The sequence below is a fragment of the Nocardioides sp. QY071 genome (genome assembly GCF_029961765.1).
GTDB lineage: Bacteria > Actinomycetota > Actinomycetes > Propionibacteriales > Nocardioidaceae > Nocardioides.
Map to the genome: position 1 here is coordinate 5,100,961 of NZ_CP124681.1, position 20,342 is coordinate 5,121,302.

Genomic DNA, 20,342 nt, shown 5'->3' on the forward strand with positions numbered 1-20,342 from the left:
TGATGTTCACGGTGCAGATACCGCGGCCGACTGCGCGCGACATCTACGACCTCAAGTTATCAGTCTTTCTGATAACCATCAATGGTTTCGGCGCCAGAAAGGGGGCCCGCCGGCCTCGGTCAGGCGCCCTACAGATCGAGCACGAGCCGCCTTGAAGCAGCTCGGCTGACACAGATCATCATCGTCTGGCCGGTCTGTCGCTCGCCCTCGGTCAGGATGCTGTCGCGGTGGTCGACCGCCCCGGCGAGCACCTTGGTTTCACACGTGCCGCAGGTTCCTTCCAAACACGAGGACGGCGGCCAGACTCCGGCTCCTTCAACCACGTCGAGGATCGATTCGCCATCGCTGACCTCGAGTACCAACCCCGACCGCTCCAGCACTACTTCGAAGCCGTCGCCTTGGCGCGCGGCCTCCGCAGAGATGGCGGGCGCGAAACGCTCGACCCTCAGCTCACGGCCCACCGCCGCGCAGCGCGCCGCGACGGCGTCGATCAATGGCGCCGGGCCGCAGCAGTAGACCAGGGTTTCCGGCGAGGTCTTGTCGATGATCGTTAGGTCCAGCAGACCAACCTCATCCTGCGGTGCGATCTGGACTCGTTCGCCGTAATCCGAGACCTGTGAGACGAATGCCATCGAGGCGCCGCTTCGGCCGCCGTAGAGGAGGCGCCACTCTGCGCCGCGTGCGGACAGAGCTCCGAGCATCGGCAGGATCGGCGTGACGCCGATACCTCCGGCGACGAATAGATAGGAGGGCCCCTCCTCCAGCTCGAAGTGGTTCAGCGGGCCGTTCGCTTCGAGCGTGGTACCGACCCGAAGGGACTGATGAATCCACTCCGATCCGCCTCGTCCACGGGCCTCGCGTAGTACCGCGATCCTCCAGTAGCCCTCGCCAGGGACACCGCACAGCGAGTACTGACGCTCGAGGCCGTTGGGCAGGGCAAGATCGATATGAGCCCCCGGCTCCCATGAGGGGAGCTGGCTTCCATCGGCCGTCTCCAGCTCGACAGAGACAACTCCGTCGGATTCCCAGCGAAGCGATCGGACGAGGAGCTTCATCCTCGTCGTCACTCGCTCGGAGCAGGGGCAGCCTCGAAGAAGTTGCCCGCGCGGATGTGGACCAACGAGTCAGCCTCATCGTGGATGACACCGGGCGGGTCCTCACCGGCCTCAACTGCCGCAGCGACGCGGGCCATCATGCGACGGAGCATGGTCACACCCTGGTCGGTGGTCGTGAGGTGGTCGTCCGAGTGCAGGCTCGTCTTGCCCTGGCTGCTCTGCGCCTCGTAGTCACCGGGCATCCGCTGGTGCTCCTCGGGAGTGAGCTCGGCCCACCGCTTGCCGGCGAATGTCCCCCTCATCTGCTGGAGGCGGTCGGCAGATTCAGCGCGGAAGAGGGTGAAGATCTTGAACGCCTCGTCATCCACCGGGACGACCCAGCCGAGGATCTCGCACGGCGCGTCGAAGGTCGTGAGCTTGACATCGGGGACGACGCGCAAGTTCGGGAAGACAGCTTCGGTGACCCGGCGCAGTCGCCGTCCGTCTTTGAGATCGCGAATCGACTGGATCCGCAGACCGTCGTCGAGATAGGAGAAGGTCACCTCAGGGATGACGGCCATCTCGGGAACGAACTGGTTGCCACTGAATCGTGCGTGGAGGATCGGCACGTGGAACGGGTCCAGGACGTTCTCCCAGTGCGAAAGCCAGTTGAAGTCGAGGAAGGCCGGGCCGCCGCCGGAGAAGCCGGAGTCGTCCGCAAACACGTGCTGACCCTCAGGCAGGTCCTCAAAGACGTCGTACCGCGGCAGGACGGGCTTCTTCTCCGGCGGGCCGAGGTAGGCCCAGACGATGCCGTAGCGCTCGAGAACCGGGTACCAGGGCTGTCGGACCCGGTCGCGGTGAAGTCCGAGCTCGGGTTCGCACGGCTGCTCCAGGCAGCGGCCCTCGACGTCGAAGACCCAGCCGTGGTAGCAGCAACGAATGCCCTGCTCCTCGATGCCTCCGTAGTACAGCGAAGCGCCGCGGTGGCAGCACCGCGGGTAGAGCAGTCCTGGCCGGCCCGAACCGTCCCGGAACAGAATGAGGTCCTCGTCGAGGATCCGGACATTCTCGGGACGCTGGGTGACCTGCTCGGAGAGGCCGACCGGCTGCCAGTAGCGCCGCAGCACCTCGCCCATCGGAGTGCCACGTCCCACTTTGGTGAGGTGTTCGTGGGGAGAACCCGGCGTGAAGTGGTAGGCCGAACCCTGGTGGTCGGCGGGACGCGTGGTCATGAGATCTTCTCCTGCTCGTGGGAACCGCGCAGTTCCCGTCGTGTTGCTGCGATTTCGAATGTATGCCGGATGAGTGACGGCACGTCCAGATCTGCCAATCCTTTGTGTGCATCGACATGGACGATCGCGCCGCGCGAGGGCGCCTGCTCGTTCTGGTCGGTTCCGTCGTTGACCAGAGCCCACGGGCGATCGAGCGCATAGTCGGCAACTGCCCGCGCCTGTCCGAACTGCACCGGAAGGAACGGCCACTTGTCGCCCTGGATCCCTAGTTCTGAGGCCCACGAGGTATGCGCGTTGTGCCCCCACGCACTCACCCAGACGATGTCGTAGACCTCAGCGAGCTCGGCGACAACCTCTCGCGCCCCAGTCGGGACAAGGACGCTTCGGTTCCAACGGCCCCAGGCAGAGACCCGCACTTCGTGAACGTCGGCACCGGGAGGTGGTTCGACCGCCACGACCCCATCGATGTCCAGACCGAGGATCGGACGTTCAGTCATGACGACCCGAGAGTGGCAAGTCGTCGACATGGCGCTCGAGGATCTGGCGAACGGTCAACGGATCCTTGCCCGTGAGCTTGCGGTAGTCATCGCTCACCACCGCGAGCTCACCGCGCTCCTGTGCCTCGAACTCAGAGAGGCGCCAGGTGATCTGGTCCTGGTTCAGGTCCTCCTTCGCGTACTCCCCCAGCCAGTGGTCGATGGACGCCGGCTGATAGGTGTAGGTGTCGCCACTGACCGAAGACGCACACTCCGCGATCTCGTCCATCGTCAGCGCCTCGGAACCCGTGACGTCGTAGATCTTGTTGAGGTGACCGTCCTCCATCATGGTGATGGCGATGGCCTCGGCGAGTTCCCGACGGTAGGAGAAGGAGATCCGACCGTCCCCGACAGGCACCCGGCAGATTCCGTCTTCGTCGAACCATCCGGGCAGGTGATCGGAGTACATGCCGTTTCGAATGAACACCCACGGAACACCGGATGCGCGCAGTGCCTCTTCAGCCGTGTGGTGGGACCGCGCATGGTGGAAGATCGCGGTCGGCGACGGCAGCATGAACGATAGGTACACGATGCGCTCGACGCCGGCCTTGGCGGCCGCATCGATGAAGCTCCCCTGAAGCCGAGTGCGCTCGTCGGGCGACTGGGGCAAGGAGACCATGAACACCCGGTCCCCCTCTCGCAGCGCCTTCTCGAGAGCGGCGGCGTCGTCCCATTCGGCTTCGACCACCTCCGCGCCGGGGATCTGTGCGGCGCGATCGGCGTCCCGCACGATGAGCCGAACGGGCTCAGCGCCACGACGACTGAGCTCCTCAGCGACAAAGCGGCCGACTCCTCCGGTCGCACCCGTAACAACGTAAGCCATGACTTGAGATTCCCTTCGTCGAAGGTCAGTTGGAGAGGACCGTCAGCGTCAGGTTCGACGGCGTCGTACCTCCGGTGATCAACGTTTGTTGGTTTGCCTGGGTCCGTGTTGCCTGCCACGGGTTCTCGCCCGTACCGGGAAGCCACAGGAACAACGGGAAGTCGCTCGACGCGAGGTGGATGCGGAGGCGGTGCCCCGGTCGCAGGCGGTACCCGGTGTGGCCCAGGTAGACCTCGGAGAGCACGTCCGGATCCGGTGAATCGATGGTGACCTGACCTCGGGTGATCATGTGCGCTGTGCCGTCGGGCGAGACGTCCAGGAGCTTCGCGTGTACCTGCATGGCGGAGCCGCTGGAACCAACCTTGACCCTCAGGTGGATCGGACCGGCCAGGTCGAGCGGCGTGCTGCGGGCCTCGGAGGTGAAGGTGAGCACGTCCGGACGATCGTGAACTCGGGACTCGTCGGGGTACTCTCGCAAGAACGCGAACGAGTCGCCGACCATCGACGGCACCATGTTGTTCGGGTCGTGTGTCCACTGAACGCTGGCTCGGCCTGCGTCAGCCTTCTCCGAGAGCGCACCGCCTTCGGCTGACGTCGCTGATCCTTCTCCTACGAGGTGAAGGACAAGCTCCTCAGCGCCCGGCGGGGGCCAGGTGTCAGCCTGGTGCCAACCGTCGTGGCCCAAGTGCCAACGCACTTGAGCGAGGTCAACGGGACGGTCGAGTCCTCGAAGCGTCCAGTCGAAGAAGTCGAGGGCCGGCGCGAGGTACAGGGGAATGAGCCGGGCTAGCGCGGCGTCGTCCTCCCCGTGGTCCAGTTCGGGGCTGATCGGAACATCACGGAGATGGTAGTTCTCGTGGTCCCGCGAGTCTGCAGTGAGGAACTGGAGGCTCGTCCGGTCCTCGATCGCAGAGATCGTGACGTAATCGCGCATCGACAGGGGAGAGACATTGTCGAACCACGCAACCTGGTGAAGGACAGGGATGCGGCTGCCGCGAAACGGATGGGTGGGCCAGTTCGCGCCGGCGACAGTCGGGTCGTCCCAGGTGTTCACGACGTTGTCGAACGCGCCCGAGCGCGTTCCGATCTGCCCGAACGCCTCGTCGAAGACGTTGGCGAGCGGCCGAATGCTCCAGTCGACGTCGAACTCGTGAATGTTGTTGTCGACCCAGACATGGGAGACGTAGTCGGACTGGATCAGTGGGAACACCGCGCCCGGGAGCCGCTTGCGTTGCAGCGACAACTCGGCGGACGTGACTCCTGGTGCGATCGCCTTGAGCGCGTGGTGCCCACTGGCCGCCGCAGCCCACTGGGTATACCCGTAGTAGGAGTCACCGAACATCCCGACGTTCCCGTCGCACCATGCTTGGCGCGACAGCCACTCCAAGGTGTCGTAGCCGTCTGCCATCTCGCTCGTGCAAGGCATCGTCTCGCCCGTGGAGCGGAACTTTCCTCGCACGTCCTGGGCGACCAGTACGAACCCGCGCTCGTTGATGGTCTCAGCGAGCTGCGACATGAAGGTGTAGCGGCCAGACTTGTCGTACGGAAGCCGCACGAGGATCACCGGCTTCGGAGTGGTGTCCTGGCACAGGTAGACGTCGGTAGCCAAGGTGATGCCGTCGCGGGTGCGCACCTCGAACTGCTCGGCGCGAGGATCGACCGGTGCGGGTCCGAATGTTTCGACCGTTGTCTTGAACTCAGTCATGCGTTGAACTCCTTGGGTCGCCGGCAGGGATCGTCAAGCCACGGCCGCAGCTGCTCGACGGCAGCGGCGACGCGGAAGACGACCTCATCGCTGTAGGTCGGACCTACGATCTGCAGGCCGGTCGGTACGCCGTTCGCGGAGAATCCTGAGGGCACGCTGATGGCCGGGACCCGGCTCATGACGTTGAACGGCATGGTCATCATGGCGTCGAACGGACCCTCGAGAGCCTGTCCATCCACCTTGACCCGGTAGTCGTCGGGGTAGTCCTCGTCAGCCAGAAGGCCCGAGGTGGCGACCGTCGGACAGATGAGCGCGTCGTACGACGCGAACACCTTCGACGTGAGTTCGCGGTACAGCTTCTGCTCAAGCTCCCAGCCGTCCTCGACTGTGCCGCCCTTTCCGTGCGAGCGGTGACGGCCGGACGTCCAGATGAGCTCGTTGGAGATGAGCTCACGGTTCAACTCGATGAAGTCGTCCCAGGACCCGTCCGACAAACGGAGGGTGCTGATGTGGATGCCGGCAGCGCGGTTGACCTCATCGCGCGGCAGGTTCAACGGAACCTCATCGACGATCGCGCCGGCGGCCCGCAGTACGTCTGCCATGTCGAGTGTGTTGCGCCGCACGTCCGGGTCCACTGCCCACCCGCCGAAGTCGACGGACAGCGCAATACGCATGCCCTCCACCGATGGGAAGGTCAGCGGCAGTTCGAGCTTCGGCCGTAGCGAGACGATGTCGGAGTCGTCCGGGCCGGCGATCACGTTCTCGAGCAGGATGGCATCCTCGACGGTGCGAGCCATCGGGCCGTAGTGCAGGTACGTGTCGTGATTGCCGGTCGGCTCGGACGGAACGCGACCGAACGGCGGCTTGTATCCGACGACCCCGGTGAAGGATGCAGGGATGCGGATCGACCCGCCGAGGTCCGATCCGGTGGCAAGGGTTGCGGTCCCTGCGGCCAGAGCAGCTCCGGAGCCGCCGGAGGAGCCGCCGACGTCGTACATCGGGTTCCACGGGTTGCGTGTCGGACCCCAGATCTTGGAACGGGTCAGGACAGCCGCACCGAACTCCGGGCCGGTCGCACGAGCGTGGACGATGGCGCCGGCGTCGATGGCTCGCTGCACGAAGCAGGAGGTCTCGGTCGCGATCTCTTCGCGGTAGAGCAGAGAGGCCTGCGTCCAGGGTTGACCGGCGATCGGCTCATGTTCCTTCACCGCCAGTGAGATGCCGTCGAGAGGGCGAGCGTCCACGCCTCCACGGGCGTAGCGCGCTTCGGACTGACGGGCCTGTTCGAGAGCCTCGTCGAAAAAGGTGTGGCACAGAGCGTTGACGACCGGCTCGACGGCCTCGGCGCGCTCGATGATGGCGGTCATGAGTTCGACCGGGGACAGCTCCTTGCTGCGGAACAGCTTCAACGCATCGGTTGCGCTCAGGTAGTGCAGGTCCATCACGCCACCTCGCTGCCGTAGGCCGGGGTGGCCTTCTCGGTCTTGCGCATCAGCTTGTGCGACAAGGTCGCCTCCTCGCTATCATGTCAGGTAAACTGCGATCTTGGAGCACACTACCCACACATTCACGCAGAAGCCAAGGAATGTTCTTCGCCTGGTCTTGAACCAAGCTCGGCAACGGCCGGGATCGGCTTTCGACCTCTCTCGAGACTTGTTTCAAACGAAGGGACGCCATGCATCTCCTGCCCAGTTCAGGCAACTTCGGCCTCGGCACGTGGCCGCTTCGAAGAGCGCGGATCGCGCCCGACGCGGTGGCCCTGAGTCAGGGGAGTCGAGTCGTCACGTGGGGCCAGCTGGCGGATCGCACCGCTCGCCTGGCCGCCGCCCTCGAGGCCTTAGGTGTAGCCCGCGGCGAGCGTGTTGCCTACCTGGGACCCAACGACGTCGCGATCTTCGAGACGTTCTTCGCAACTGCACAGGTCGGCGCCGTGTTCGTACCGCTGAACACCCGGCTCGCGGCGGCTGAGCTGCAGTACATGCTCCGTGACTGCGACCCCGCCGTGCTGGTGGTCGACGACGAGATCGGATTCGATCCGTCCGATCTCGTGACGGGCGGAGCGACTCGGATCATCTCGAAGTCTGACCTCGACGCATTGATCGAGACACACGAGCCGGGCGCACCGGTGGCCCCCCTGCCGTTGGACGACCCTGCCCTTTTCCTGTTCACCAGCGGCACCACCGGGCGTGCCAAAGCAGCGATGCTGACTCACTCGAACATCCTTTGGAACACCTTCAACCAACTGGCTCACATCGACTTCTTAAGCACCGACCGAGCGCTGTGCGTAGCTCCTCTGTTCCACTCGGTCGGATTCGGCCAGATCACGCTGCCGGTCCTGTTCAAAGGCGGGCGGGTCGAGCTTCTCGCAAAGTTCGACCCCGCCGCGATGCTCGAGACCATTGAGAAGCTCAAGATCACCGGATTCGCGGCGGTTCCGACGATCCTGCAGATGCTTGCAGAGCACCCCTCCTGGAACGACGCCGATCTGTCGTCTCTTCGCCACGTCAATTTCGGCGGGTCACCCGCAAATGAACGCGTCATACGCGAGTGGCAGAAGCGTGGCGTCATGTTGCAGCAGGGCTACGGCATGACCGAAGCCGGGCCGGGAGTACTGATGGCGTCCGCCGAAGGAGGCCTCGACAGACCGATGGCCGCAGGAATACCCCACTTCTTCACCGACATCGCGCATGTGGGCGGGGACGGCCACGCGGCGCCGGTCGACAACACTCCTCGAGAGCTCATCGTGCGAGGACCCCACGTCTTCGCCGGCTACTGGCGCCGGCCCGAGGAGTCTGCGGCTGAAGTCGTTGACGGCGAGTGGTTCCGGACGGGCGATGTCCTTCGCTTCGAGGACGGCTGGGGATACGTCGTCGACCGGATCAAGGACGTCATCATCTCCGGCGCGGAGAACATCTACCCCGCTGAAGTCGAGGCCGTCCTCGCAGCCGCGCCGGGTGTCCGGTCAGCTGCCGTCGTGGGCGTTCCAGATGACCGGTGGGGTGAGGTCGGACTCGCCTACGTCGAGGCACTCCCCGGCTTCGAGCTCGACCCCGAAGATGTCCTGACCTACGCACGTTCCCGACTGGCGAAGTACAAGGTTCCGACGCAGGTGCACGTCGTACCACAGTTGCCACGAAACGCCTCCGGCAAGTTGCTTCGCCACACGCTCCGCGAACAGAACGCGAACCCCTCAGACCTCAGCGTCGCCAGCAGTCCGGAAGGAACCCCATGATCGAGTCGGCCTCCACCTCCGAGAGCCCGGTACCCGCGCAGGAAGAACACGCTCCCGCGCTTCCGTCGTCGCTTCAGCTCGAGCGCCGCGGCCCAGTCGCTGTCCTGACACTCGCGCGTCAGCACAAGCGGAACGCCCTGGATGACGCCACCGTGCTGGGCCTCGAGGCGTTCTTCTGCTCGCCCCCCGAGTGGGCGCGCGCAGTCGTGCTCCGCGGGGAGGGGAAGCACTTCTCTGCTGGCTTGGACCTCAATGAACTCCGACGGCGCGACCTTCTGGAGAGCCTCACCCATTCACGCATGTGGCACCGGGCATTCAGCGCGATCGAGTTCGGGAGTCTCCCGGTCATTGCCGTCCTCAGTGGTGCCGTCATCGGCGGCGGCCTCGAACTCGCCGCGTCGGCCCACATCCGAGTCGCCGAGCCCAGCGCGTTCTTCGCCCTTCCCGAAGGCCAGCGGGGCCTGTTCGTCGGCGGCGGCGGAGCGGTCCGCCTGCCGCGCCTGATCGGCGCAGCAAAGATGGCAGACATGATGCTGACCGGCCGAGTACTTCGAGGCGACGAAGCGGAGCGCGTGGGCCTTGTCCAGTACACGGTCGCCGAAGGCGACGGTTTCGCCAAGGCGCTGGAGCTCGCAGAGGCCGTGGCACAGGTGTCCCCGATCACCACTCTCGCCGTGCTCCATGCTCTGCCGCGGATCGCCGACATCGACCGCGACACGGGCCTGTTCATGGAAGCTTTGGTGGCCTCCGCCGCGTCGAGCAGCCACGAGGCGCAGCACCTGATGGCCGAGTTCCTTGAAGGTCGCGCCAAGAAGGTCGGTCGATGAGCGAAACGGAGGCACTTGAGGTTCTCTGGACACCAACCGATTGGAGAACGAACTCGCGCGTCGGCGAGTTCGCGCGCTGGGTCGAGACTCGCACGGGTACCGACCTCTCGGACTACGATGCTCTCTGGAAGTGGTCCGTCACCGACCTCGACGGTTTCTGGTCCTCCATCTGGGACTACTTCGGGGTGCAGAGCAGCACCGCACGCGGCGCAGCGATCGCTGACCGCTCGATGCCCGGCGCACAGTGGTTCCCGGGCGCGCGGATCAACTACGCGCGACACCTCCTTGAAGACGCAGACCTGACCCGCCGGTTGGATTCGCGTGTCGCTGTCGTCGGTGAGTCGCAAACTCGTGCCCGTACTGAGCTGACGTTCCAGCAGCTGCGCACGGAGGTCGGACGGGTCCGGGCCGGTCTGCGCGAACTCGGTGTCGGTCGCGGCGACCGGGTGGTCGCCTACCTCCCCAACATCCCCGAGACCCTGATCGCCTATCTGGCGACCACGAGCCTGGGCGCCATCTGGGCCTCCTGTGCCCCGGAGTTCGGTGCACGCAGCGTCATCGATCGGTTCGGCCAGATCGATCCGAAGGTGCTGTTCACGGTCACCGGCTACACCTACGGCGACAAGCACGTCGACCGCGAGAGCGAAGTCGCAGCCATCACGACCGGCCTCCCGAGTGTGCAAAGCGTCGTGCATGTGTCCTACCTGGGCATGGCACCGCCAGGCTCGCTGGACTGGAACGACCTCGGAGCCGGCTTGGACTGCGAGCCCGCCTACGACGACGTCCCCTTCGACCATCCGCTCTGCGTGTTGTTCTCATCGGGCACCACGGGACAGCCGAAGGCGATCGTCCACGGCCATGGTGGAATCCTGCTTGAGCACCTCAAGAATCATGCGCTCTCCTGGGACCTCGGCGAGGAGGACCGCCTCCAGTGGTTCTCCACCACTGCATGGATGATGTGGAACGCCATGGCGTCCGCGCTGCTGGTTCGATGCTCGATCGTGATGATTGATGGTCACCCCGCTTGGCCGGATGCCAACTATCAGTGGAATCTTGCGGCCAGCACGTCAGCGACGGTCCTCGGCATGAGCCCTGGGCTTGTCATGGAGAGCAGGAAGCAGGGAATCCGCCCCGCTCGCGACTTCGACCTTGCCAATCTTCGCGAGCTCGCGTGCGCGGGCAGTCCGCTTCCGGCCGAGGGATACCGATGGATCTACGCGGAGCTGGGCGACGTACTTCTCAACGTCGGAAGCGGCGGCACGGATGTCTGCTCGGGCATCGTGCAGGGCTGCCCGGCGTTGCCGGTCTGGGCTGGAGAGATCTCCGGCCGATGCCTCGGAGTCGCGGCAGACGCGTTCGACGACAACGGCACCCCCGTCGTGGGCGAGCTTGGCGAACTGGTCATCACCGAACCCATGCCGTCGATGCCGGTCGGCTTCTGGAACGACGCGGACGACACTCGTCTCCGCGGGACCTACTTCGACCAGTTCCCCGAAGTGTGGCGACACGGCGACTGGATCCGATTCACAGCGGACGGAAGCTGTGCCATCACCGGGCGGTCGGATGCGACGCTGAACCGCGGCGGAGTCCGGCTCGGCACTTCCGACTTCTACAACGTCGTCGAGGAACTCCCCCGAGTCGCCGACAGTTTGGTCGTGCACTTGGAGGACGCCGAGGGCGGCAACGGCGAGCTGCTGCTCTTCGTGGTCGCCCCGGATGGTCTGAGTGACGATCTGCGCCACGAGATCCGCTCCGCCCTGCGGACCGCGTTGTCACCCCGTCACCTTCCGGACGCGATCATCGAGGTCCGTGCGGTCCCTCGAAACCGGACCGGGAAGAAGCTCGAACTCCCCGCGAAGCGCATTCTGCAGGGCCGTTCGCTTGACGAGGTCGCCTCTCGTGAGACCCTCGCAGATCCGACTTCTTTGGACGCGTTCGTCGCCTTGTTCGCGGAGAGAGCGCATTCGGCCTGAACCACGGCGACCGGCCTCCATCGACCTCGTCGGTGGTCGTCGTCGAAGTCCACGCTGGGTCGGTCAGTGTCTGCCTGAGTCTGCACAACGCTCCTTGAGCTCGCAAACGCCGGACAAGCTCTACCAAAGGCATTCAGAGGCACCGTCCCTACAGAATCGACCGCTCACGGTCTCAGCGTGAGTGATACCGCCACCATCGTCGGCCATGTCCGGACGGTCAATGCCGTCGCGCCCGACCGCGCGACCAGGTCCTTCCAGACGGTCCGGCTACCCAGCATGAGAAGGCGATACACATTGAAGGTCGCTTCTCCGCCGATTGAGCGCAACGATCTTCGGCGTGTGTGAAGCTCCTTGGAACACGGCTCAACGCCGCTGCTGGAAGCACGTCGTTCTCGCGAGCGGCGATGGTGAAGTTCGCTCTGCGGCACAGGACTGGGCGTGAACTACTCCGCCCTGTCTCTGTGGCACGAAACGACCCCTACTGACTGGAGCGCTCGGCGCGCCCTCAGCGGCGAGGTCGAGGTCGACGTTGCCATCGTCGGCGCCGGTTTCACCGGCCTATGGACTGCCTATTACCTCAGCCGTGCGCGCCCCGACATGCGCATCGCGATCGTCGAGGCTGAGGTCGCCGGCTTCGGCGCCTCGGGGCGCAATGGCGGCTGGTGCTCCGGACTCTTTCCTGTCGACCTTGGCGACGAACAGGCCGCCGTGATGCGAGCGACCGTCGACGAGGTCCTTCGGATTGCAGCAGAGGAGGGCATCGACTGTCATGCCACGAAGTCCGGGACCATTTCCCTGATTCGCAACGGGGCGCAACTGAAGCGCGTGCGGGCCTCAGGCGCACACGTGCTCACGCCTGCCCAGACTGCTCAACACGTCCGAGCCAGTCGCGTGCTTGGCTCGACGTTCACACCCGACTGCGCAGTCATTCATCCAGCGCGTCTCGTCCGCGGCCTCGCCGACGTCGTAGCTCGTCGCAGCGTGACCATCTACGAGAAGTCACCGGTGCTTCGGGTACAGCCCGGCGAGGTGCGAACCGCCGTCGGAACCGTCCGAGCCAAGTACGTCGTGCGGGCAACCGAAGGATTCACTCCGAAGCTGCCCCGCTTGGCGCGCGCGATCATCCCTGTCTACTCGTTGATGGTTGCCACCGAGCCGCTCAGCGAGGCGACGTGGGAACGAATCGGCTTGGCCTCCCGGCCCACCTTCACCGATCATCGCCATCTTGTGATCTACGGCCAGCGGACCGCAGATGATCGCCTGGTCCTCGGTGGTCGTGGCGCCCCTTACCACCTTGGATCCAAGGTTGCGCCGGGCTACGACCGCGCGCCGCGGGTGTTCGCCAAGCTGCAGGAGACCGTCATCGACCTGTTCCCGGCATTGGACAAAGCACGGTTCACCCACGCGTGGGGCGGGCCCCTCGGCATATCGCGGGACTGGCATCCGTCAGTCGGTCTCGACAGGACCACGGGGATGGCTTGGGCCGGTGGCTATGTCGGCGACGGCGTCTCGACGACCAATCTTGCCGGCAGGACTCTCGCTGACCTGATCCTGTCACGAAACTCGAGGCTCGTGCGACTCCCATGGGTCGACCACAAGTCGCCCCTGTGGGAGCCCGAGCCGCTGAGGTGGGTTGGCGTGAATGCCGGCCTGCGCGCCATGACGATGGCTGACGCGGAGGAGCGGTTCACGGGCCGGCCATCGTTGATCGCGCGGGCCATGGCACCGCTGATTGGGCACTGATGAGGGCCCTGTCCTAGCGGTACGGCCGGAAGGGAAAGTTGCGTTTCACGTGTACCGCGAGTTGATGCGCGCGCCGGACTGGCCCAGTTGGCTGCCTCGCAACTGCTGGCCCCTCGACCCGGACCTCCGGCTTCGCTTTCGCCGTCACCTCATCGTCGCCATCCAACTGGGCGTGCTCCGCCTGATGCGCCTACACCGCCGTACGCGTTGCATCGGCGCCCTCGCTCTTGCCCTGGGTCCTCGCCAGGCTGGTATTCGACACCACCGGCCTGGTCGCCGGACCCCCGCCGCACGCCGGCGTCTCGGGTCCTCGCGTGTTCGCCCTCGGTGAGAGGCTTCAGAAGCCGATCCTCGCCAGTCTCGCCAACGATCGCGCCCCCAGGACGAGCACGGCCGCTACAACGCCATCCAGAACGGCACCTTCCTGGCCGGCTCAGTCCTCGGCCCGCTACTGGCCGGCTCCTCGTCACCGGCACCGGTGCGGCGACTCGTCACCGCCATGGTCGCCCGGCCGCCTCCGCGATCGTCGTCGCCTTCGTCTTGCTGGAGCGGACCCCGCCGCACCAAGCGAACCTGCCGGCGCCAGCCTCAGCCACCCCGTCAGGAACTAGTTTCGAGCAGCCTGAGTCCGAGGACGCCGCCGACAATAGGCCCACGCACAGCCCTTCAGGAGGCCGCCGCCGGCCTCGCAACCTGAGATCAACGTATAAGCAACGGCCAGGGTCGCGCCGACGCCGATCCACACGGCGCAGCAGCAGCTGCTCACCGGTAGCTGCTTTGTCGTAGTCACCAGATCCGCCATGTTCACAGTCCGGCTCGGCTGCTCTCTCTGAACCTCGCGCGGCGGTTGCCCAGCCACCTCGACCATACCTGCGACGAGGAGGACGACCCGGGCAGCGGCCGCCTACATCACCAACCTCTCGCTGAGAGCCGGTGCGGCTGGGGCAGCTCGTCGATGTTGATGCCGACCATCGCCTCCCCCAGACCGCGAGAGACCTTCGCGACCACGTCCGGGTCGTCGAAGAACGTCGTGGCCTTCACGATCGCCTCCGCCCGCTGCACCGGGTTGCCCGACTTGAAGATCCCCGAGCCCACGAACACACCCTCGGCACCCAGCTGCATCATCATCGCCGCATCCGCCGGCGTCGCGATCCCGCCAGCGGTGAACAGCACCACGGGCAGCTTGCCCGTCGTCGCTACCTCCACAACCAGTTCGTACGGCGCCTGCAGGTCCTTTGCGGCGACGTACAGCTCGTCTTCCAGCATCATCGTCAGCCGACGGATCTGCCCCGTCATTGTTCGCATGTGGGTCACCGCGTTCGACACGTCACCCGTGCCGGCCTCACCCTTGGAGCGGATCATCGCCGCGCCCTCGGTGATCCGCCGCAGCGCCTCACCCAGGTTCGTCGCACCACACACGAACGGCACCGTGAAGGCCCACTTGTCGATGTGGTTGGCGTAGTCGGCCGGGGTCAGCACCTCGGACTCGTCGATGTAGTCCACACCCAACGACTGCAGCACCTGCGCCTCGGCGAAGTGACCGATCCGGGCCTTCGCCATCACCGGGATCGAGACCGCCTCGATGATCCCGTCGATCATGTCCGGGTCGCTCATCCGCGACACACCACCCTGGGCACGGATGTCCGCGGGCACCCGCTCGAGCGCCATCACCGCCACCGCACCAGCGTCCTCCGCGACCTTCGCCTGCTCCGGGGTGACGACGTCCATGATGACCCCACCCTTGAGCATCTCGGCCATGCCACGCTTCACGCGCGTCGATCCTGTGGCACTGGTCGCACCGCCGTGGAGTGTCTGTGTCACGGTGATTCCCATCGTCAGTAGTGCGCGCTCATGACGTGCTTGATTCGCGTGTAGTCGTCGAAGCCGTAGCCAGAGAGGTCCTTGCCGTACCCGGACGCGCCGAATCCGCCGTGGGGCATCTCCGAGACGAACGGGATGTGCGTGTTGAGCCACACGCACCCGAAATCGAGCTCGCGGGTCAGTCGCTCCGCGGTCCCGTGATCGCGGGTCCACACGCTGGCGGCAAGACCATAGGGAACACCATTGGCCATCGCGATCGCGTCCACTTCGTCGGAGAACGACTGCACCGTCAGGACCGGGCCGAACACCTCCTCCTGGACGATCCGATCCTGTTGCAGGACGCGGGTGACGATCGTGGGTTGGAAGAAGTAGCCGGTGTCGCCGTGGCGTCCACCCCCGGTGACGACGTGGGCGTGCGGCGGCAGATCGGCGAAGAAGGCCTCGACCTTGCTGAAGTGGTGGGCGTTGTTGAGCGGACCGTAGTCGGCATCCACATCGGCGGGAAGGCCGGGGCGGGTCGCCTCGGCGGCCTTGCGGAGCAGCGCCACGAACTCGTCATGGACACTCTCGTGCACGATCACCCGGGTGGCTGCCGTGCAATCCTGGCCGGCATTGAAGTACGCCGCCGCGGCGATCGCCTCGGCGGCCGGGGCCAGGTCGGCATCCGGCATGACGACCACGGGCGCCTTGCCACCCAGTTCGAGGTGAGCGCGCTTGAGGGAGCGGGCCGCCGACACGGCAACCTCGATCCCAGCGCGCACGGATCCGGTGATCGCGACGAGACCAGGCGTCGGGTGCTCGACCAGGTATCGACCGGTCGTGGCGTCACCGTTGACCACGTTGAGCACGCCCGGCGGAAGGATGTCGCCGGCGATCTCCGCGAGGAGCATGGTGGAGCGGGGAGTGGTGTCGCTCGGCTTAAGCACGATGGTGTTGCCTGCGGCCAGCGCGGGTGCGATCTTCCAGATCGCCATCGCGAAGGGGTAGTTCCATGGGGTGACCTGGCCGACGACGCCGATCGGCTCGCGTCGGATGCTGGAGGTGTGTCCTGCAAGGTACTCGCCGGTCGACTTTCCTTCGAGGAGTCGAGCTGCACCGGCGAAGAACCTGAGCTGATCGACGCCTTGGTCAACCTCTTCGCTGGCGATGTACCGCACCGGTTGGCCGGTGTCGCGAGCCTGAACCTCGCTGATCTCGTCGCGGCGGGCGGCGACTGCAGTGGCCAGGTCGAGAAGGTAGGCCTGGCGTTGCCCGGGGGTGAGTCTCTTCCAGGAGTCCTGGGCTCGCTCGGCGGCGGCGTAGGCCTGGTCGACCTCGGAGGTCAGGGAGACGGGCGACGTCCCGTCGGGTTGACCGGTGACGGGGTCGACGAGCTCGATGAACGAGGCCGTGGCCGAAGGCACGAGCTGGCCGTCGATGAAGTTGCTGATGATGTCGGTCATGGCGGGTCCTGTCAGGCGACGTAGATCTTGCGAAGGGTCTCGTGGACGACCCAGGTGGTCTGGTCGCCGGCTCGCAGGCGGACGACCGTGCCCGGTGCGAGGTCGATGACCTCGCCGTCGTGGAAGGTCACCGTGGCTGCTCCGCTGAGGACCACGAAGACCTCGTCGACTTCGATGTCGGCGGCAGTGCCGGGCGTCATCTCCCAGACGCCGACCTCTACGCCGGCGACAGCGGCCAGCGCCCTCGATCCCGCTTCCGGGGAGCCCGCAAGGACCATCGCGTCGTCGAGGAGTTGGGTCGGCACGTCAGCGGAAACATCGAGCACACGATTCACACAACCATCCTCGCCGCTGACCGCGAGGGTCGGTGGGTGACAGTCTGTCGTCAGTTGTCGAATGCCTCGAACAGTTCGTCTGCCACCAGCGCGACGTGGAGCGACACCCTGACATCCGGGTCGTCCAGATCGACTCCGAGGGCCTTCTCGATCATGGCTATCCGGCTGTAGAACGCGGCACGGGACAGGTGCAGACTTGCCGCCGCGTCTGTCTTGCTTCCGGGATGGTGCAAGAGCGAGCGGAGCGCGGCCATCAGATCCGTGCGCGCACCTCTCGTCTGGTCGTGTGCCTTGAGAGCCGACAGTTCTCGGTCGATGAAGAGCCGCAAGCGTTCGTCGGCACCGAACAGCGCGAGCAGGCCGCGCAGATGCAGGTCCTTGAGGCGATGGACGTCTCCGGTGACGTGGTCGCGACCATGCGGGACGGCATCAGCAACCTGCCCGGCCTCTGTCACCGTCCGCGCGATCCCCGACCGGTCGAGCACGACCTGGCCGGCAGCGACAGTCACGTCATGGTGCTGAAGCAGCCTCTTTGCCAACCGGTCGGCCGCCGCGTCCGCATTGGTTGAAGTCGTGACCGACAGGAGAGCCACGACGTCGCGCTCGACTTCGCAGACCAACGCGGGCAAGCGCAGCGCATGAGCCCCGCGCACGACCGCTGCCGCGAGCTCGGGCGCCTCCGCTGCCAGCTGACCGCCGACCTTGGGCCGAACGACGATGCCCAGGAACTGACGCCGCTGAGTTGGGAAGCCGCTCAGGTCGCAACGGCGAACCACCTCGGCTGAATCCGGTTCGCGCTGGAGTCCCTGCAGGATCTCGTAGTGAGTACGACGCATCAGGTTGTCCCGATCCCGGTCGTTCAACCTGTGCAGTGCGAGAGCTGCCGCAGCTCGCTCCGCAACCGCGATCAGACGCTGTGAAGGCGCACCGGGCGAGCCGATGACCAGCCGTCCCCAGGCATTGTCGGCGGAGCCGAGCCTTGTCACCAGCCAGCCGTTGCGGGCGTCCCAGCCCGTGCGGCCCGCGACAACCACCCGTTGGGACCGGGCGGACCACTCGTCCAGGAAGCCAGCCATATCCTCCGCGCCCGCGAGATAGTCCAGAGGTCGGTGTTGGACGTTCTCCACCACCACGGGCGCGCCCGCGAGCCGCTGCACCGCATCAAGGATGTCGTGCGGTCCGGCATGGCTGAAGCTCAGCTCGGTGAAGGTCTCGTGCACGCGCTGGGCATCGCGCAGTTCGGCCAGCTGTTCGTCGACCACGCGCTCGCCCACGGCCTGCGCGATCGCGGCGAATCGCGTCTCATGCCGCAAGGCGACCAGTGGCACCGCGAGGTCTTCACATGCTTCCACGAGAGGGCGCGGAAGACCGTCCTCCCAGCGACGGCCTAGCTCCACCACGAGCCCGACACTCTCGACATCAGCCAGCTCTTGGACGAACGCGCGGAGTCCCGCAGCGTCCTTGTCGGGCGGAAGGCCGGTACCCATCGTGAGGACCAGATCACCCGGACGCAGCAGGCTTCCCACGTCGACCCGCTCCGTCGCATGAACCCAACGGATCGCACGTTCAAGCCCCGACGCTCCGGCGACCACCTCGGGTGCCGCGCGCCGGAAAGCCGGGAGCGACAACGCCTCACGCAACGTCACTGACGCCACGGGAACGACCACCCTTTCTGAAGACTGACGAAACGTCGCGTCAGAGAGCAAAAAGCTACGTTCCGCCAGCCCAGCGACGCCGACACATACGACAGGATGACGTCGAGTCAGTCGCGACCGGCGGTCCATCCACGATCTGGATGGACCGTCGGTAGCCCCGGGGCCCCGGGCGCGACATCCGATCGCAGCCAACCTAGGAACAGACGTGATCCCCCAGCCCACGGCCTACGAACGCCATGCACCCGACACCCGCGTAGTCCGGCGTGCACTCGCCGAGTCGACCAGAGCGGTGTACTGGCTGGAGGAGGCGAACGCCCGGGCACAGTTCACTTCCCTGACAGCAGGCACGTCCGCCGACCTGACCATCGTCGGGGGCGGCTACCTGGGGCTGTGGACCGCCGTGCAGGCCAAGCGACGCAACCCGGGCCAACGCGTGGTTCTGCTCGAAGCCGAGACCGTCGGCTGGGCAGCATCGGGTCGCAACGGCGGGTTCTGCGAAGCCTCGATCACCCACGGCGAGGAGAACGGCCGCTCGCGCTGGCCCGACGACTACGAGCTCCTCGAGCGGCTCGGGCAGGACAACCTCGACGGGTTCGAGAGGGACGTCCGCGACCTGGAGCTGGACTGCCACTGGGAACGCAACGGCACACTAGCGGTCGCTGTCGAGGAGCACCAGGTGGCATGGCTGGGCGATTCCCCCCACAGACTTGACCGTGCTGCGGTGCGGGCCGAGATCGACAGCCCGTTGTTCTTGGCCGGCGCCCTCGACCTTGGGGGCAGCGCTCTCGTGCATCCGGCACGCCTCGCCCTCGAGCTCGCGCGGGTTGCCGCCGACCTCGGCGTCGAAATCCATGAGCACTCGCGAGTGGTGGCTGTCGATTCCGCCGCAGCGGGCAGCAGCGTCGACGTCCGAACCGAGCGCGCAACCGTGCGCTCGGACCGGGTCGTCCTGGCCACGAATGTCTTCCGCTCGCTCCTGCGACGCAACCGCCTGATGACGATCCCCGTCTACGACTACGTCCTGATGACCGAGCCCCTCACCGACGAGCAGATGGCATTGATCGGGTGGAGCGCGCGCCAGGGCCTAACCGACCTCGCCAACCAGTTCCACTACTCCCGCCTGACCCGCGACAACCGGATCCTCTACGGCGGCTACGACGCGATGTACTACCCCGGAGGCAAAGTCAAAGAGCAGTACGAAGAGCGCCCCGAGACCTACGAACGCCTCGCTTCGCACTTCTTCGCGACCTTCCCACAGCTCGAGGACGTCCGGTTCAGCCATCGTTGGGCCGGCGCTATCGACACGTGCACCCAGTTCACGGCGTTCTACGGTCTCTCCCACCGCGACCGGGTTGCCCACGCCGCCGGCTTCACAGGTCTCGGCGTCGGGGCCACACGCTTCGCCGCCGACACCCTCCTCGATCTCCTCGCCGGCACCCCGACCCGGCGTACCCAGCTCAAGATGGTGCGAAAGCGACCGATGCCGTTCCCGCCCGAGCCCGTGGCCGCCTTGGGGATCAATCTGACTCGGTGGTCGCTCGACCGCGCCGATCACCGACAGGGGCAGCGCAACGCGCTCCTCAGGACGCTCGACGCGATGGGACTCGGCTTCGACTCATGACGAAGTCTCCCGAAAGCCCGGTTGGTTTCGGTGTCCGAAGTACGACGAAAGAAGGGCTGGCGAACCCTTCTCCAAAGGACGGTCCTCCACAGTCCGAAACCAAGGCCCCCACGGATTCGCACCTGAACGTCCATAGCCAGTGCGGCGTCCACGGGACCACGCACTCGCAGCTGACCGCACGTCTGCCGCTCGGCATGCTGTCCCTCGTGACGCTCTTGCACGTCAAGCGAGTCGCAGGATCCATGGCGGCCCGGAGAACCGGGCGGGGATCCACCTGAGGTCCCCCGTCGGTCAGCACCTCAGGTTGGCATGTAGCAGTCGCGATCATCGGTCGACGTTCGGAGGATCTCGTCCCTGTCG

15 protein-coding genes are annotated in these 20,342 nt (G+C 65.9%); 5 read left to right on the forward strand and 10 right to left on the reverse strand.

Annotated features, from left to right (window positions below):
* Positions 1-128: 128 nt before the first annotated feature.
* The 6 genes from QI633_RS24545 to QI633_RS24570 are packed head-to-tail and all read right to left on the reverse strand — an operon-like array spanning position 129 to position 6,775.
* Positions 129-1,055, reverse strand: a complete 927-nt coding sequence (locus tag QI633_RS24545) for a PDR/VanB family oxidoreductase (protein WP_282427378.1) — start codon at positions 1,053-1,055, stop codon at positions 129-131.
* Between the two features lie 8 nt (positions 1,056-1,063).
* On the reverse strand, positions 1,064-2,269 hold the full coding sequence (locus tag QI633_RS24550; RefSeq protein WP_282427379.1) for a Rieske 2Fe-2S domain-containing protein: 1,206 nt from the start codon (positions 2,267-2,269) through the stop codon (positions 1,064-1,066).
* Positions 2,266-2,766 carry a hypothetical protein gene (locus tag QI633_RS24555; RefSeq protein WP_282427380.1) on the reverse strand — a complete coding sequence of 167 codons (501 nt, stop codon included), beginning with the start codon at positions 2,764-2,766 and terminating at the stop codon, positions 2,266-2,268. The genes QI633_RS24550 and QI633_RS24555 overlap by 4 nt, the downstream gene beginning before the upstream one ends.
* Positions 2,759-3,628, reverse strand: a complete 870-nt coding sequence (locus tag QI633_RS24560; protein WP_282427381.1) for an SDR family oxidoreductase — start codon at positions 3,626-3,628, stop codon at positions 2,759-2,761. Before QI633_RS24560 ends, QI633_RS24555 begins: the two co-directional genes overlap by 8 nt.
* A 25-nt stretch (positions 3,629-3,653) precedes the next feature.
* Entirely contained in the window at positions 3,654-5,333 is a 1,680-nt protein-coding gene (locus QI633_RS24565) for a CocE/NonD family hydrolase (RefSeq protein ID WP_282427382.1), read from the reverse strand.
* On the reverse strand, positions 5,330-6,775 hold the full coding sequence (locus QI633_RS24570; RefSeq protein WP_282427383.1) for an amidase: 1,446 nt from the start codon (positions 6,773-6,775) through the stop codon (positions 5,330-5,332). Before QI633_RS24570 ends, QI633_RS24565 begins: the two co-directional genes overlap by 4 nt.
* A gap of 233 nt (positions 6,776-7,008) precedes the next feature.
* Between QI633_RS24570 and QI633_RS24575 the strand changes: the two genes are divergently transcribed.
* From QI633_RS24575 to QI633_RS24590, 4 genes are all read left to right on the forward strand, one after another.
* The gene (locus QI633_RS24575; protein WP_282427384.1) at positions 7,009-8,565 is read left to right on the forward strand and encodes a long-chain fatty acid--CoA ligase; all 1,557 of its coding nucleotides are present in this window, start codon (positions 7,009-7,011) and stop codon (positions 8,563-8,565) included.
* Positions 8,562-9,392, forward strand: a complete 831-nt coding sequence (locus tag QI633_RS24580; RefSeq protein WP_282427385.1) for a crotonase/enoyl-CoA hydratase family protein — start codon at positions 8,562-8,564, stop codon at positions 9,390-9,392. Before QI633_RS24575 ends, QI633_RS24580 begins: the two co-directional genes overlap by 4 nt.
* Positions 9,389-11,365, forward strand: coding sequence for an acetoacetate--CoA ligase (locus QI633_RS24585; RefSeq protein WP_282427386.1), 1,977 nt, complete (start codon positions 9,389-9,391; stop codon positions 11,363-11,365). The genes QI633_RS24580 and QI633_RS24585 overlap by 4 nt, the downstream gene beginning before the upstream one ends.
* Before the next feature lie 438 nt (positions 11,366-11,803).
* Positions 11,804-13,108, forward strand: coding sequence for an FAD-dependent oxidoreductase (locus QI633_RS24590; RefSeq protein ID WP_282427387.1), 1,305 nt, complete (start codon positions 11,804-11,806; stop codon positions 13,106-13,108).
* Between the two features lie 909 nt (positions 13,109-14,017).
* Here the strand turns inward: QI633_RS24590 and pdxS are convergent.
* The 4 genes from pdxS to QI633_RS24610 are packed head-to-tail and all read right to left on the reverse strand — an operon-like array spanning position 14,018 to position 18,352.
* Positions 14,018-14,941: a pyridoxal 5'-phosphate synthase lyase subunit PdxS gene (pdxS, locus tag QI633_RS24595; RefSeq protein ID WP_282427388.1), complete on the reverse strand. Its 924-nt coding sequence runs from the start codon at positions 14,939-14,941 to the stop codon at positions 14,018-14,020.
* A 2-nt stretch (positions 14,942-14,943) separates the two neighbouring features.
* Entirely contained in the window at positions 14,944-16,371 is a 1,428-nt protein-coding gene (locus tag QI633_RS24600; RefSeq protein WP_282427389.1) for a gamma-aminobutyraldehyde dehydrogenase, read from the reverse strand.
* A gap of 11 nt (positions 16,372-16,382) precedes the next feature.
* Complete coding sequence (locus QI633_RS24605; protein ID WP_282427390.1) at positions 16,383-16,706, reverse strand: cupin domain-containing protein; 324 nt, start codon at positions 16,704-16,706, stop codon at positions 16,383-16,385.
* A gap of 50 nt (positions 16,707-16,756) precedes the next feature.
* The gene (locus QI633_RS24610; protein ID WP_282427391.1) at positions 16,757-18,352 is read right to left on the reverse strand and encodes a PucR family transcriptional regulator ligand-binding domain-containing protein; all 1,596 of its coding nucleotides are present in this window, start codon (positions 18,350-18,352) and stop codon (positions 16,757-16,759) included.
* A 214-nt stretch (positions 18,353-18,566) separates the two neighbouring features.
* On the opposite strand from QI633_RS24610, the gene QI633_RS24615 reads away from it, so the two are divergent.
* On the forward strand, positions 18,567-19,982 hold the full coding sequence (locus tag QI633_RS24615; protein WP_282427392.1) for an FAD-dependent oxidoreductase: 1,416 nt from the start codon (positions 18,567-18,569) through the stop codon (positions 19,980-19,982).
* Positions 19,983-20,342: the final 360 nt, after the last annotated feature.

Bases quoted from the DNA above. Each gene is read 5' to 3' on its own strand.
- QI633_RS24545 (WP_282427378.1), bottom strand. From the start codon at position 1,055: ATGAAGCTCCTCGTCCGATCGCTTCGCTGGGAATCCGACGGAGTTGTC.
- QI633_RS24550 (WP_282427379.1), bottom strand. From the start codon at position 2,269: ATGACCACGCGTCCCGCCGACCACCAGGGTTCGGCCTACCACTTCACG.
- QI633_RS24555 (WP_282427380.1), bottom strand. From the start codon at position 2,766: ATGACTGAACGTCCGATCCTCGGTCTGGACATCGATGGGGTCGTGGCG.
- QI633_RS24560 (WP_282427381.1), bottom strand. From the start codon at position 3,628: ATGGCTTACGTTGTTACGGGTGCGACCGGAGGAGTCGGCCGCTTTGTC.
- QI633_RS24565 (WP_282427382.1), bottom strand. From the start codon at position 5,333: ATGACTGAGTTCAAGACAACGGTCGAAACATTCGGACCCGCACCGGTC.
- QI633_RS24570 (WP_282427383.1), bottom strand. From the start codon at position 6,775: ATGGACCTGCACTACCTGAGCGCAACCGATGCGTTGAAGCTGTTCCGC.
- QI633_RS24575 (WP_282427384.1), top strand. From the start codon at position 7,009: ATGCATCTCCTGCCCAGTTCAGGCAACTTCGGCCTCGGCACGTGGCCG.
- QI633_RS24580 (WP_282427385.1), top strand. From the start codon at position 8,562: ATGATCGAGTCGGCCTCCACCTCCGAGAGCCCGGTACCCGCGCAGGAA.
- QI633_RS24585 (WP_282427386.1), top strand. From the start codon at position 9,389: ATGAGCGAAACGGAGGCACTTGAGGTTCTCTGGACACCAACCGATTGG.
- pdxS (WP_282427388.1), bottom strand. From the start codon at position 14,941: ATGGGAATCACCGTGACACAGACACTCCACGGCGGTGCGACCAGTGCC.
- QI633_RS24600 (WP_282427389.1), bottom strand. From the start codon at position 16,371: ATGACCGACATCATCAGCAACTTCATCGACGGCCAGCTCGTGCCTTCG.